Annotated in this window: 13 protein-coding genes; 10 read left to right on the plus strand and 3 right to left on the minus strand. The window is 71.4% G+C overall.

Translation table 11 applies throughout. The features are described from left to right. Window positions 1-6: 6 nt before the first annotated feature. The gene (locus tag ACZ67T_RS31710) at window positions 7-243 is read left to right on the plus strand and encodes a DUF397 domain-containing protein (protein WP_469988455.1); all 237 of its coding nucleotides are present in this window, start codon (window positions 7-9) and stop codon (window positions 241-243) included. Here the strand turns inward: ACZ67T_RS31710 and ACZ67T_RS31715 are convergent. After that, complete coding sequence (locus ACZ67T_RS31715) at window positions 227-1,387, minus strand: 8-amino-7-oxononanoate synthase (protein ID WP_469988457.1); 1,161 nt, start codon at window positions 1,385-1,387, stop codon at window positions 227-229. The two genes, ACZ67T_RS31710 and ACZ67T_RS31715, sit on opposite strands and share 17 nt — an antisense overlap. Window positions 1,388-1,599: 212 nt before the next feature. On the opposite strand from ACZ67T_RS31715, the gene bioB reads away from it, so the two are divergent. Genes bioB through bioD form a run of 3 tightly spaced genes read left to right on the plus strand, consistent with a single transcriptional unit; the run spans window position 1,600 to window position 4,851 of the window. Next, window positions 1,600-2,817: a biotin synthase BioB gene (gene bioB / locus ACZ67T_RS31720; RefSeq protein WP_389476838.1), complete on the plus strand. Its 1,218-nt coding sequence runs from the start codon at window positions 1,600-1,602 to the stop codon at window positions 2,815-2,817. Next, window positions 2,810-4,132: an adenosylmethionine--8-amino-7-oxononanoate transaminase gene (locus ACZ67T_RS31725; RefSeq protein WP_469988459.1), complete on the plus strand. Its 1,323-nt coding sequence runs from the start codon at window positions 2,810-2,812 to the stop codon at window positions 4,130-4,132. Before bioB ends, ACZ67T_RS31725 begins: the two co-directional genes overlap by 8 nt. A 5-nt stretch (window positions 4,133-4,137) precedes the next feature. Continuing rightward, complete coding sequence (bioD, locus tag ACZ67T_RS31730; protein WP_469988461.1) at window positions 4,138-4,851, plus strand: dethiobiotin synthase; 714 nt, start codon at window positions 4,138-4,140, stop codon at window positions 4,849-4,851. Window positions 4,852-4,872: 21 nt separating this feature from the next. Here the strand turns inward: bioD and ACZ67T_RS31735 are convergent, their stop codons facing one another. Continuing rightward, entirely contained in the window at window positions 4,873-5,211 is a 339-nt protein-coding gene (locus ACZ67T_RS31735) for a fic family toxin-antitoxin system, toxin component (protein ID WP_469988626.1), read from the minus strand. A 49-nt stretch (window positions 5,212-5,260) separates the two neighbouring features. Beyond that, complete coding sequence (locus ACZ67T_RS31740) at window positions 5,261-5,488, minus strand: toxin-antitoxin system HicB family antitoxin (protein ID WP_100597555.1); 228 nt, start codon at window positions 5,486-5,488, stop codon at window positions 5,261-5,263. 177 nt (window positions 5,489-5,665) lie between these two features. Here ACZ67T_RS31740 and ACZ67T_RS31745 point away from each other — a divergent pair, with 177 nt between their 5' ends. The 6 genes from ACZ67T_RS31745 (at window position 5,666) to ACZ67T_RS31770 (ending at window position 13,232) form a co-directional block, all read left to right on the plus strand. Next, a complete protein-coding gene (locus ACZ67T_RS31745; RefSeq protein ID WP_469988462.1) occupies window positions 5,666-6,460 on the plus strand; it encodes an ABC transporter ATP-binding protein in 795 nt (264 codons plus the stop codon). Window positions 6,461-6,470: 10 nt separating this feature from the next. After that, a complete protein-coding gene (locus ACZ67T_RS31750; protein ID WP_469988464.1) occupies window positions 6,471-9,038 on the plus strand; it encodes an ABC transporter permease in 2,568 nt (855 codons plus the stop codon). A 101-nt stretch (window positions 9,039-9,139) separates the two neighbouring features. Beyond that, window positions 9,140-10,030: an LLM class F420-dependent oxidoreductase gene (locus ACZ67T_RS31755; RefSeq protein WP_469988465.1), complete on the plus strand. Its 891-nt coding sequence runs from the start codon at window positions 9,140-9,142 to the stop codon at window positions 10,028-10,030. A 60-nt stretch (window positions 10,031-10,090) separates the two neighbouring features. Next, entirely contained in the window at window positions 10,091-10,516 is a 426-nt protein-coding gene (locus ACZ67T_RS31760; RefSeq protein WP_469988467.1) for a GNAT family N-acetyltransferase, read from the plus strand. Between the two features lie 365 nt (window positions 10,517-10,881). Continuing rightward, window positions 10,882-12,222: a hemolysin family protein gene (locus ACZ67T_RS31765; RefSeq protein ID WP_469988468.1), complete on the plus strand. Its 1,341-nt coding sequence runs from the start codon at window positions 10,882-10,884 to the stop codon at window positions 12,220-12,222. Beyond that, window positions 12,219-13,232, plus strand: coding sequence for a hemolysin family protein (locus tag ACZ67T_RS31770; protein ID WP_469988470.1), 1,014 nt, complete (start codon window positions 12,219-12,221; stop codon window positions 13,230-13,232). The genes ACZ67T_RS31765 and ACZ67T_RS31770 overlap by 4 nt, the downstream gene beginning before the upstream one ends. Window positions 13,233-13,274 lie beyond the last annotated feature (42 nt).

The raw sequence follows: 13,274 nt of genomic DNA on the forward strand, positions 1-13,274 counted from the left end.
GGCACCATGTCAGCTCTGCCTCGGTACGTACCATCCGCCGCGGTTCCCAGCACCTCTCTGCACGACGCGCCATGGCGGCGAAGCAGCCGCAGCACCGGAATGAACAACTGTGTCGAGACCGCTCCGCTGCACCGCGGACCTTCGGCCGGACTGCTCGCCGTGCGCGATTCCAAGCGCACGGCCGGACCCGCCCTGCTGTTCACGCCCTCCGCCTGGGAGGGGTTCCTCAACTCCTTGCGGTGAAAGCCGAGTCGGGAGCGTTGCGGCTGATCACCCGTACGGCTTCGGCGATTTGATCGTCGGTCAGATCGGCGCGGGCGGTCAGCCGCAGCCGCGAGATGCCGTCCGGCACGGAGGGCGGCCGGAAGCAGCCGACGGCGAGGCCGGCTTCGCGGCAGTCGGCCGCCCAGCGCACGGCCTCTTCGGGCGACGGCGCGCGCACGGAGACGACGGCGGCGTCCGGCCGTACGGCCTGGAGCCCGGCGGCCGTGAGGAGTTCGTGCAGTGAGGAGGCGACGGCGCGCGCCCGTTCGGCGCGCTCGGGCTCACGGCGCAGCAGGCGCAGGGCCGCGAGGGCGGCGCCGGCCGCCGCGGGCGCGAGGCCCGTGTCGAAGATGAACGTCCGTGCGGTGTTGACGAGATGGTCGATCACCCGGGCGGGACCGAGGACGGCGCCGCCCTGGCTGCCGAACGACTTGGACAGCGTGACGGTGACGACGGTGTCGTCGGCGCCCGAGAGCCCCGCAGCCTGCGGCGCCCCCCTGCCACCGTCACCGAGCACTCCGAGCCCGTGTGCGTCGTCGACGATCAAGCCGGCCCCGAACTCCCGTGCAGCTCCAGCCAGTTCGGCCAGTGGGGCCGAATCTCCGTCCACCGAGAAGACGGAGTCGCTGACGACGACCGCCTGTCCCTGATGCGTGTCGAGGGCCTTACGTACGGCGTCCGGGTCGGCGTGCGGGACGACCTGCGCGGCGCCGCGGGCGAGCCGGCAGCCGTCGATGAGGGAGGCGTGATTGCTCGCGTCCGAGACGATCAGGGAACCGTGCGGGGCGAGCGCGGTCACGGCGGCGAGATTGGCAGCGTAGCCGGACGACAGGACGAGCGCCGCCTCGAAGCCGCAGAACTCGGCCAGTTCACGCTCGAGTTCGGTGTGCAGCTCCGTGGTGCCCGTGACGAGCCGCGAGCCGGTGGCCCCGCCGCCCCAGCGCAGCGCCGCGTCCGCCGCTCCCCTGGTGATCTCGGGGTGGCGGGTGAGACCGAGGTAGTCGTTGCTCGCGAGATCGAGGAGCGGGCTCTCGGAGGGGCGGGGACGCAGCGTGCGGACGAGTCCGGCGCCGCGGCGCACGCGCTCCTGCTCGTCGATCCAGCCGAACGGCGATCCCGCCATGTGAGTCCCTCCGACGGCCACGTCGCGGCCGGTTCTCGAGTGGGGTGTGCTGTCCCGTGCCCGCTGCTGCTTTGTAGACAGTTTTGTAGGCAGTGCACAGACACTAGCGGGACATCCAGCCACCCAGGATGTGGCAATACCCACACGCCGAACCGGCAGAGTTGTCCGAAGCCTCCTTGGCCTGAGCAGGGGACGTAGGTCAGGATCGGGCCATGGACCTGCTGAACACGCTGGTGGACAAGGGGCTGCGGCGCGAGCTGCCGAGCCGTGAAGAAGCGCTCGCCGTTCTGGCGACTTCCGACGACGAACTGCTCGATGTGGTGGCCGCGGCCGGCAAGGTGCGGCGGCAGTGGTTCGGCCGGCGGGTGAAACTCAACTATCTGGTCAACCTCAAGTCGGGCCTGTGCCCCGAGGACTGCTCGTACTGCTCGCAGCGGCTCGGGTCCAAGGCGGAGATCCTCAAGTACACGTGGCTGAAGCCCGACGAGGCGTCGAAGGCCGCGGCCGCCGGTGTCGCGGGCGGCGCGAAGCGGGTCTGTCTGGTGGCGTCCGGGCGCGGCCCGACGGACCGGGACGTCGACCGCGTGTCGGAGACCATCGGCGCGATCAAGGAGCAGAACGAGGGCGTCGAGGTGTGCGCCTGCCTCGGTCTGCTCTCCGAGGGCCAGGCCGAACGGCTGCGCGGCGCGGGCGCCGACGCGTACAACCACAACCTCAACACCTCCGAGAGCACGTACGGCGACATCACGACGACGCACACCTACGCGGACCGCGTCGACACGGTGCAGAAGGCCCACGCGGCCGGTCTGTCCGCCTGCTCCGGTCTCATCGCGGGCATGGGCGAGAGCGACGAGGACCTGGTCGACGTCGTCTACTCCCTGCGCGAACTCGACCCGGACTCGGTGCCGGTCAACTTCCTCATCCCCTTCGAGGGCACGCCCCTCGCCAAGGAGTGGAACCTGACGCCGCAGCGCTGCCTGCGGATCCTCGCGATGGTCCGCTTCGTCTGCCCCGACGTCGAGGTGCGGATCGCGGGCGGGCGCGAGGTGCACCTGCGCTCGATGCAGCCGCTGGCGCTCCACCTCGCCAACTCCATCTTCCTCGGCGACTACCTGACGAGTGAGGGCCAGGCGGGCAAGGCGGACCTGGACATGATCACGGACGCCGGGTTCGAGGTCGAGGGCACCGACCAGGTGACGCTGCCCGAACACCGGGGCGGGCCCTGCGGTTCCGGGGCCGAGGCGGCCTGCGGTTCCGGCGCGGGCTCGGCCTGCGGTTCCGGCGGTGGCTGCGGCTCCCATGAGGAAGGGGGCTGCGGCTCGCACGAAGACGCTGCGGAGTCCCCGGTCGCCGAGGTCCCCGAGGCACGTACGGACCTCGTCGCCGTACGCCGCCGGGGTGCCGGTACGGATCTCGCGCCCAATGCCTGAGGGGCCGGTACTGCCGGTGTCGGGGCTGCCCGTGGCGGAGCTGCTCGACCTCGACCGGCGGCACGTCTGGCATCCGTACGGTCCGATGCCGGGGCGGCAGGAGCCGCTCGTCGTCGAGTCGGCGGCCGGGGTGCGGCTCCGGCTCGGCGGCGGGGGCGATGGGGTCGGTGAGGGTACCGAGCTGGTCGACGGGATGTCGTCCTGGTGGTCGGCTGTCCACGGCTACAACCACCCCGTGCTCAACGAGGCGGTGCGCGACCAGCTCGGCCGGATGAGCCACGTCATGTTCGGCGGGCTCACGCACGAGCCCGCCGTCGGGCTCGCGAAGCGCCTTGTCGACATGTCGCCCGAAGGTCTGGAGCATGTGTTCCTCGCCGACTCGGGCTCCGTGTCCGTCGAGGTCGCGATCAAGATGTGCCTCCAGCACTGGCGCTCCCTCGGGCGGCCGGAGAAGCGCCGCCTGCTGACCTGGCGCGGTGGCTACCACGGCGACACCTGGCAGCCGATGGCGGTCTGCGACCCCGAGGGCGGTATGCACGAGCTGTGGTCGGGTGCGCTGCCGCAGCACGTGTTCGCCGATGCCCCGCCGGCCGCGTACGAGGAGGCCTACGCGGATCATTTGCACGAGCTGATCGGGCGTCATGCCCATGAGCTGGCGGCCGTGATCGTGGAACCCGTGGTCCAGGGCGCGGGCGGGATGCGCTTCCACTCCCCCGCGTATCTGCGGGTCCTGCGCGAGGCCTGCGACGCGCACGACGTGCTCCTCGTGTTCGACGAGATCGCCACCGGGTTCGGGCGGACCGGGGCGCTGTTCGCCGCGGAGCACGCGTCGGTGACACCCGATGTGATGTGTGTCGGCAAGGCGCTGACCGGCGGCTACATGACGCTGGCAGCGACGCTGTGCACGGCGCGCGTGGCGGAAGGGATCTCGCGCGGCGAGGTGCCGGTGCTCGCGCACGGGCCCACGTTCATGGGGAACCCGCTCGCCGCCGCGGTGGCCTGCGCCTCGATCGACCTCCTGCTCGGGCAGGACTGGGCCACGGAGGTCAAGCGGATCGAGTCGGGTCTGCGGGAGTCGCTCGCCGCGGCCTCGGAGTTGCCCGGGGTGCGCGACGTGCGCGTGCTCGGCGCGATCGGCGTCGTACAGCTGGACCACGAGATCGACATGGCGGCCGCCACTCGGGCGGCGGTGCGCGAGGGCGTGTGGCTGCGGCCGTTCCGCGACCTCGTGTACACGATGCCCCCGTACATCACGGGGGACGAGGATCTGGCACGGATCGGCCGCGCGGTGTGCGCGGCGGCGCGGGAGGGCTGAACGGCATGACGGTACTGGTGGTCACGGGGACCGGAACCGAGATCGGCAAGACGGTCACGACGGCGGCCGTGGCGGCCGCTGCGCTGGCCGCGGGGCGGTCGGTGGCCGTCCTGAAGCCGGCTCAGACCGGGGTCGGACCCGGTGAGTGCGGGGACGCGGACGAGGTGACGCGTCTGGTCGGCGGCGGGGTGACGGCCGTCGAACTGGCGCGGTACCCCGAGCCGTTGGCGCCCGCGACGGCCGCGCTGCGCGCCGGCCTCCCCCCGGTGCGCCCGCACGAGGTGGCCGACGCGGCGGCGAAACTGGCCACGGACCACGACCTCGTCCTGGTCGAGGGCGCGGGCGGCCTGCTCGTGCGCTTCGACGCGGACGGGGGCACCCTCGCGGACGCCGCCAGGCAGCTCGGAGCGCCGGTTCTCGTCGTCGCGGCGGCGGGGCTCGGCACGCTCAACTCGACGGCCCTGACGACGGAGGCACTGCGCGCCCGTGACCTGACGCCGCTCGGCGTCGTCGTCGGCAGCTGGCCGGAGCGCCCCGACCTCGCGACCCGCTGCAATCTCGCGGACTTCCCGGAGGTCTCGGGTACGAAGCTCCTCGGCGCGATTCCCGAAGGAGCGGGTACACATCCCGACTTCCGTGCATCCGCGCCGAGTTGGCTGGCACCGGAGCTGGACGGAACATGGGACGCGACGGCCTTCGCCGCGAGCGTCGCCGGGTAGCCCCGGACGGCGCCGAGCGGCTCACAGGGTCCATCTGCGGAGTTCCTCCGCGATGTCGTGCACGGTCGCCCCGCCGTCCTTGACCAGGCGGGCCAGTTCCCTGACCTGGTCGGGCGACGTGGCGACCTTGAAGCCGCTGGCGACGAGATAGGCGTAGGCGACGGCCGACGCGAACATGGCGTTCGAGCGTTCGAGGGCCGGGACGTGGAGAAGCAGCTGGAGCAGTGCGGCGGCCCGCGCGTGCGGGCTGTCGTAGACGGCGGTCCCGAATATCTCCGCCTCGTGCCGGCTGACGGCGGCTACGAGCGCGCCCCAGTCGGTCACCTGAGGGTCTCCGGGGGTCTTCTGTTCGGCGATCATGAGAAGCCAGGCCAGGTCGATGCGCACGTTCTTCGATTCGCTCAAGTGCTCAGCGTCGGCCTTCGCGCTCCGCGCCGAATTCCTCGGCGAACACGGATTCGTACTGCTTCATGAAGTCGGCGGCTGCCTCGACGAACGTCCGGCCGAGCTCGCCCGCGTCCTGTCTGACCAGCTCCTCGATGTACCGGTTCACACTCACGCCGCGCGCGAGCGCACGCTCGCGCGCGGCTCGGGCGGTGTCCTCGTCCACCCGTACGTTCAGCTGAGTCTTCGCCATGACTTCACGCTAGCGCCGACGCGCTAGCACCGGCAAGGAGACACCGAAGGTGTCCCTTACACGCGTATCGGGAGCCCGACCTCGGAGGGATACCGCGGGTGTGACGCGCCCCACTACCCTCGTACGCGACACGGGAGTCGTGACGGCCAGGACGACGGCGGGATCCAGGAGGCGGCCTTGTCCACAGCGGCAGCAGAACAGCCCTACGGCCTGACGGAGGCGGGCGACGTCGCCGCGCGCGCCCGCGGCCTGACCAAGGCGTACGGGTCCGGCGAGACCGCGGTCCTCGCGCTCGACTCGGTCGATGTGGACATCGCGCGCGGCCGGTTCACCGCGGTCATGGGCCCCTCGGGGTCGGGCAAGTCCACACTGATGCACTGCCTGGCCGGGCTCGACTCGGTCTCCGCGGGGCAGGTGTGGCTCGGGGGCACCGAGATCACGGGCCTGCGCGACAAGGAGCTGACGCGGCTGCGGCGCGACCGGATCGGCTTCATGTTCCAGTCGTTCAACCTCATTCCGACGCTGAACGCGGCGGAGAACATCACGTTGCCGATGGACATCGCGGGCCGCACCCCGGACGCGGAGTGGCTGAAACAGGTCATCGACACGCTGGGCCTGGGTGACCGGCTCAAGCACCGTCCCGCGCAGCTCTCCGGAGGGCAGCAGCAGCGGGTGGCCTGCGCCAGGGCCCTCGCGTCGCGGCCGGAACTGATCTTCGCGGACGAGCCGACGGGGAACCTGGACTCGCGCGCGGGCCTGGAGGTCCTCGGGTTTCTGCGCGAGGCGGTGGACGAGCTCGGGCAGACCGTCGTGATGGTGACGCACGACCCCGGCGCGGCGGGCCACTCCGACCTGGTGCTCTTCCTCGGTGACGGCCGCCTCGTGGACGAGATGCCGCAGCCCACGGCGGAGGCGGTCCTGGAGCGCATGCGCCTGTTCACCGGGGGAAACCCCCACAACTCGCAGCCGTAGAGAGGCCGTTGTGCTGAAGGCGACGCTCAGGAGTTTCCTCGCGCACAAGGGCCGACTGGTCCTGTCGGGGCTTGCCATCGTCCTCTCGGTGGCGTTCGTGACGGGCAGTCTGGTCTTCTCGGACACGGTGACCCGCACCTTCGACCGGCTGTTCGCGTCCACGTCTGCCGACGTCCAGGTGAATCCGAAGCAGGACTCCCTCAGCGAGTCGGTGCCGACCGGGGCGGTCGAGACCGTCCCGGCCCGCCTCGCCCGGCAGATCAGGTCCATCGACGGCGTCGCCGCGGCGAGGGTCGACGCCGCCGCCGAGAACATCACCGTCGTGGACGACAAGAACAGATCGGTCGGCCCGACCAGCGGCGCCCCCACCATCGCCACCAACTGGTATGTGACGGACCGCAGTCCGGTCCGCCTGACCTCGGGGCACGCCCCGCGCGGCAGTGGCGAGGCGCTGCTCGACGCCGACACCGCCGACAAGAAGCACCTCCGTGTCGGCGACTCGCTCACCGTCCTCGCACAGCCGGGCTCCTTCACCGTACGGATCGTCGGCATCGCGACCTTCCGCACCACCAACCCCGGCGCCGCGCTCGTCTTCCTCGACACGGCGACGGCGCAGGAGAAGCTGCTCGGCAGTGCGGACCGCGCGACGAGCATCTCCGTGGACGCGGCCCCCGGCGTGAGCGACGCCGCCCTGAAGCAACGGATCGCCCGACAGCTGGGCTCGGGCTACGACTTGAAGACCGCCGACGAACAGGCCACATCGGACGCGGCGGCCCTCGGCTCGTTCCTCGACGTGATCAAGTACGTGATGCTCGGCTTCGCCGGGATCGCGGTCCTGGTCGGGATCTTCCTGATCGTGAACACGTTCTCGATGCTGATCGCTCAGCGCACCCGCGAGCTGGGACTGCTCCGTGCGCTCGGGGCCGACCGGCGGCAGGTGCGCCGCTCCGTCCTGACGGAGGCCGTGCTGCTCGGCCTGGTGGGCTCGGTGCTCGGCCTAGCGGCGGGCATCGGGCTCGCGCTCGGCCTCATCAGACTCATGAGCGCGTTCGGGATGAACCTGAAGTCGACCGAGATGGTGATCGGCTGGGGGACACCCGTCGCGGCCTTCGCGGTCGGGGTCGGAGTCACGTTCGTGGCCGCGTATCTGCCGTCGCGGCGGGCGTCCCGGGTCTCCCCCATGGCGGCGCTCGCGGACGCCGAGATCGCGGGTGCGGGGCGGCCGCTGCGGGTGCGCGCAGTGGCAGGAGCGGTGGTCGGCGTGGCGGGGGTGGCCGCTCTCGCCGGCTGTGCCGGGGCCACGAAGACGGCGAGCGCCTCGCTGCTCCTCATCGTCGGCATCGTCCTGACGCTGCTGGCCACCGTGATCGCGGGCCCTTTGCTCGTACGTCCCGTGATCCGCGTCCTGGGCGGCGCCTTCCCCGCCGTGTTCGGCTCGGCGGGACGGCTGAGCCAGCGCAACGCGCTGCGCAACCCGCGGCGCACCGGGGCCACGGCCGCCGCACTGATGGTGGGGCTCGCCCTGGTGGCGAGCATGTCCGTGGCGAGCGCGTCGATGAGCAAGTCGTTCGACGAGCAGATCGACAAGACCCTCGGCGCCGACTTCACAGTCCAGAATTCCAACTTCATGCCCTTTCCTGAAGAAGTGACCGACAGGATCCGCGCCACGGAGGGTGCGGGACTCGTGGTGCGCCAGCGGTTCGTGCCGCTCGCGGTGCGCCTGCCGGACGGCAAGCGCGTGAAGACGACCGCCGCCGGCTACGAGGCACGGCTCGACGACGTCGCGCACGTCACGTACTCCCAGGGCGACTCGGCGGCCGCGCTCGCGCCCGGGAAGGTCGCGATGGACGCGGAGTTCGCGAAGGAGCACCACGCGCGCGTGGGCACGGTGGTGCCGGTGGACCTGCCGGGCGGGCGCACGGGCCGGCTCACCGTCGCGGCCCTCACCGACCAGGGCGGCGGGGACGGATTCGGTATGTCCGGCGGCCTGTTCATGGGGATGGGGACGCTGGAGAAGTTCCTGCCCGACGGCCAGGACTCGGCGGTGTACGTGAACGCCTCCCCCGGTACGGGCGCGGACGTGCTGCGCGCCCGTCTGGAGAAGGCCCTCGATCCGTACCCACAGGTACAGGTGCGCGACCTGGCCGACTACAAGAAGCTCGTGCACGATCAGATCGCGGTGCTGCTGTACCTGGTGTACGCGCTGGTCGGGCTCGCGATCGTGATCGCTGTCCTGGGCGTCGTCAACACCCTTGCCCTGTCGGTCGTGGAGCGGACACGCGAGATCGGTCTGCTCCGCGCCATCGGGCTCTCCCGGCGCCAGCTGCGACGGATGATCCGCCTGGAGTCCGTGGTGATCGCCGTGTTCGGCGCGGTGCTCGGGCTCACGCTCGGCGTCGTGTGGGGCCTCGCGATCCACAAGGTCCTGGCCCTCCAGGGCATGGAGGCGCTCGCCATCCCGTGGGGGACGATCGTCGCGGTCGTGGTCGGCTCGGTCGTCGTGGGACTCGCGGCGGCGCTCCTTCCCGCGCTGCGCGCCTCGCGCATGAACGTGCTGGCGGCCATCGCGCACGAATGATGTACTCGCCATACGGCCTCCCGGCCGTTCAACTCGTCCGACGTCATCTCGCCCGAGTTCGACTCCCGCTGGTTCAACTCGCCCGAGAGTGAGGAGAGTTCATGAGTCGCGCGTTCCGGTTCGGCGTCAACATGGTCACCCCCGCGACCGGCGACGAGTGGCGCAGGCGCTGCCGCAGGGCCGAGGAACTCGGCTACGACGTGATCCTCGTCGCCGACCACCTGGGCATGCCCTCCCCGTTCCCCTCCCTGGTCGCCGCCGCCGAGGCGACCGAACGCCCACGTGTGGGCACGTTCGTCCTCAACGCCGGCTTCTGGAACCCGGTGCTCCTCGCCCGGGAGGTGGCGACCACGGACGCGCTCACCGGCGGAAGGCTCGAACTCGGCCTGGGCACGGGCTACGTACAGGCGGAGCACGAAGCGGCCGGGCTGCCGTGGGGTTCACCCGGGGAGCGTGTGGACCGGCTGCGGCGCCTCGTCGAGGAGCTGGACCGGCTGCTCGGGTCGGACGAGCATCAGCCGCGGCCCGCGCAGCGCCCCCGCCCGCCGCTGCTGATCGGCGGCAACGGCGACCGGCTCCTGAAGCTGGCGGCCGAGCACGCGGAGATCGCGGCGTTCACCGGGGCGCGCTCCGTCCCCGGCGACCCGAGCGGGAAGCTCCAGCACCTCGCCCCCGGGGAACTCGACGAGCGCGTCGCCGCCTACCACCGTTTCGCCACGGGTCGCGCGGAGCCCGCCGAGCTCAATCTGCTGATCCAGATGGTCACGGTGACCGACGACCGGCGGGCCGCGATCCGGCCGGTTCTCGAACACATCCCGCAGTTCACGCAGGACGAGGCGCTGGAGCTTCCGCTGCTGCTCGTCGGCACGGTCCGCGAGATCGCCGACCAGGTGCGCGCGCAGCGCGAGCGCTACGGGTTCACGTACCTCACGGTCCTGGAGCCGTACATGGAGGCGTTCGGTCCGGTCATCGAGGAGCTGCGAGGGGGATGAGGCGGTCCGCATACTGAAATGGCGCACCGGCCCGGCCGCTCGGTGATGGGATCGGGACCCATGAGTGATCTTCGGATACGGGCCGCGACGCCCGACGACCTCGATGCCGCCCTCGCCTTCTGGAAGGTGGCCGCCGAGGGCACGAGCATCAGTGACGACCGGGCGGGCGTGGAGCGGCTCGTCACCCGCGACCCCGAGTCGCTGCTGCTCGCCGAGCGCGACGGGGAACTGGTGGGGACCGTCATCGCCGGCTTCGACGGGTGGCGCTGCCATCTGTACCGCCTCGCGGTGCATCCGGACGCGCGACGGCAGGGCGTGGGGTCGGCGCTGTTGGCGGCCGCGGAGGAGCGGTTCGTACGGCTCGGTGGGCGGCGGGGCGACGCGATGGTCCTGGACCGCAACGAGCGCGCGCAGCACGCGTGGCGTGCCGGTGGTTACGCGCCGGAGCCGCAGTGGACCCGCTGGGTCAAGCACCTCACGGACTGATCCGTACCGGGCTCACGCTCCGGACGGACCCCTGCCGGACGTGCCCCTACCGGACGGGCCTCTCCCGAACAGACAGGGTCCGGACCGACACCATCCGGACTGACACGGTCCGAACAGACACAGTCCGAACTGACACCATCCGGGGCCGGGGCCAGGGCGTCCCGGCCCCACCGGCCGCGCCGATCAGCTTTGCCGATCCGTTTTGCCGATCCTTTACCATGGTTGCTCCACCTGTCCTGCTGTTGTTCTGCTTCCTCTCTTGAAAGGTGTGAGCGTCCGCCCATGGGCGAGCCTCCCAGTACCCGGCGCCTGCGACATCGCGCGATACCCACCGCCCTGCCCGATCATGGGACGGAGGTGACCCGATGACCGAAGTGCTTCTGCTCGCCGTGGCGGTGCTGCTCTCGCTGGCTTGCGGTGCGTTCGTCGCGGCCGAGTTCTCCCTCACCACGGTCGAGCGTTCCGGCCTCGAGCGCGCCGTCGAGCGCGGTGAGCGCGGCGCCGCCGGCGCCCTCAAGGCCGTACGGAACCTGACCTTCCAGCTCTCCGGCGCCCAGCTCGGGATCACCGTGACCAATCTGGTCGTCGGCATGCTCGCCCAGCCGTCCATCGCGACACTGATCGCGGGCCCCCTGGAGAGTCTCGGGCTCTCCCGCGGTGCCGCCTCCTCGGCCGCGCTGGTCATCGGCACGGGCCTTTCCACCGTCTTCCTGATGGTCGTCGGCGAGCTCGTCCCCAAGAACTGGGCGATCTCGTCGCCGCTGGCCGTCGCCAAGCGCGTCGCGACGCCGCAGCGCTGGTTCAGCGCCGCGTTCCGCCCCTTCATCACGCACCTGAACAACACCGCGAACCGGGCTGTGCGCCGCTTCGGCATCGAGCCCGCCGAGGAACTGGCCTCCGCGCGCGGACCGCAGGAGCTGGTGGCCCTGGCCCGCCACTCCGCCAAGGAGGGCGCACTCGAGGCGGACACCGCCGAGCTGTTCATGCGGACCCTGAACCTCGCGGATCTGACCGCCGAGAACGTGATGACGCCGCGCGTCCAGGTCGTGGCGCTCGACGCGCAGGCCACCTGCGAGGACGTGGCGAACGCGACGCGGGCCACGGGCCTGTCCCGGTTCCCCGTCTACCGCGGCAATCTCGACTCGGTCGTCGGCGTCGCCCACATCAAGGACGTCCTGGCCGTGCCCGCCGAACTCCGCGGCCGCCGTTCCGTGTCCGATCTCATGCGCGAGCCGCTCCTCGTACCCGAGACCCTGACCGTCGACCGGCTCCTCGACCGGCTGTCCGGGAAGCGCACGATGGCCGTCGTCATCGACGAGTACGGCGGCACCGCGGGCGTCGCGACCGTCGAGGACATCGTCGAGGAGGTCGTGGGCGAGGTGCGGGACGAGCACGATCCGCACGAAACGCCGGACCTCGCGCCTGCCGGTATCGACGACGAGGGCCGCGGTCTCTACTCGGCCGACGGCGCCGCCCGCACCGACCAGCTCCAGCGGGTCGGACTGCGCGCCCCCAACGGCCCCTACGAGACGCTCGCCGGCCTGGTCGCGACCGAGCTCGGCAGGATCCCGGCCGTCGGCGACAGCGTCGAGGTGGCCGGATGGCGGCTCGACGTCGTGGACGCCGCGGGTCACCGCGCGGCCCGCGTCCTGCTGCACGCGCCCCTGACCGGGCAGTCCGACGACGCCCCGGAGGGGGACCGATGACCGCGATCCAGCTCCTGATCGGTCTGGCGACGCTGGTCGTCAACGCCTTCTTCGTGGGCGCCGAGTTCGCCCTGATCTCCGTACGCCGCAGCCAGATCGAACCGCACGCCGACGAGGGCGACCGGCGGGCGAAGAGCGTCCTGTGGGGCCTTCAGCACGTGTCGGCCCTGCTGGCCGCGGCGCAGCTCGGCATCACGCTGTGCACCCTGGTGCTCGGCATCGTCGCCGAACCCGCCATCGCCCATCTCCTCGAGCCGGTGTTCGACGCGGTCGGCGTGCCGCACGGTCTGATCCACCCGATCTCGTTCGTGATCGCGCTGACCGTGGCCACGTATCTGCACATGCTGCTCGGCGAGATGATCCCGAAGAACGTCGCGCTCGCCGAGCCGGTGCGCAGCGCGCTGGTGCTCGGCCCGCCGCTCGTGACCCTCGCGAAGGCGCTGCGTCCGGTGATCTTCACGGTCAACGCCTTCGCGAACGGGCTGCTCAAGCTGTTGCGTGTCGACGTCAAGGACGAGGTGTCCGCGACGTTCTCGGACGACGAGCTGGCCCGTCTCGTCAAGGACTCGGGCGACGCGGGACTGATCGACGACCGCGCCCAGGAGCGCCTGCGCGACGCGCTCGAACTGGGCCGCCGCCCGGTCAGGGACGTCGTCCTGCCACTGGAGCAGGTGGTCTACGCGCATGTGGGCGTCACGCCCGAGCAGCTGGAGCAGCTGTCGGCCCGGTCGGGGTTCTCGCGCTTCCCCGTGGTCGACGACAACCGCCGCATCGTCGGCTATCTGCACGTGAAGGACGCCCTGGACGCCTCGCCGCGCGATCTGCCGTTCCGGATCCCGGACATGCGGCCGATCGCGCGCGTCCGCGAGACGACGCCGCTCGACGACGTCCTTTCGGCGATGCGGGACAGCCGTACGCATGTGGCGGCGGTCCTCGGCTCGGACGGGCGGCTCGCGGGTCTGGTGACGATGGAGGACGTCCTGCGAGAGCTGTTCGGCCAGCCCGTGTGATCTCCGCGCCGTGTGCCCGACGTCGGGCACACGGCGCCCCGT

It is taken from the genome of Streptomyces sp. NPDC107517 (assembly GCF_055582645.1).

Coding starts and splice junctions, on each gene's coding strand:
- ACZ67T_RS31735 (WP_469988626.1), bottom strand. CDS start 5,211: ATGATCGCCGAACAGAAGACCCCCGGAGACCCTCAGGTGACCGACTGG.
- ACZ67T_RS31755 (WP_469988465.1), top strand. CDS start 9,140: ATGAGTCGCGCGTTCCGGTTCGGCGTCAACATGGTCACCCCCGCGACC.
- ACZ67T_RS31760 (WP_469988467.1), top strand. CDS start 10,091: ATGAGTGATCTTCGGATACGGGCCGCGACGCCCGACGACCTCGATGCC.
- ACZ67T_RS31740 (WP_100597555.1), bottom strand. CDS start 5,488: ATGGCGAAGACTCAGCTGAACGTACGGGTGGACGAGGACACCGCCCGA.
- ACZ67T_RS31715 (WP_469988457.1), bottom strand. CDS start 1,387: ATGGCGGGATCGCCGTTCGGCTGGATCGACGAGCAGGAGCGCGTGCGC.
- ACZ67T_RS31770 (WP_469988470.1), top strand. CDS start 12,219: ATGACCGCGATCCAGCTCCTGATCGGTCTGGCGACGCTGGTCGTCAAC.
- ACZ67T_RS31725 (WP_469988459.1), top strand. CDS start 2,810: ATGCCTGAGGGGCCGGTACTGCCGGTGTCGGGGCTGCCCGTGGCGGAG.
- ACZ67T_RS31765 (WP_469988468.1), top strand. CDS start 10,882: ATGACCGAAGTGCTTCTGCTCGCCGTGGCGGTGCTGCTCTCGCTGGCT.
- ACZ67T_RS31710 (WP_469988455.1), top strand. CDS start 7: ATGTCAGCTCTGCCTCGGTACGTACCATCCGCCGCGGTTCCCAGCACC.
- bioB (WP_389476838.1), top strand. CDS start 1,600: ATGGACCTGCTGAACACGCTGGTGGACAAGGGGCTGCGGCGCGAGCTG.
- bioD (WP_469988461.1), top strand. CDS start 4,138: ATGACGGTACTGGTGGTCACGGGGACCGGAACCGAGATCGGCAAGACG.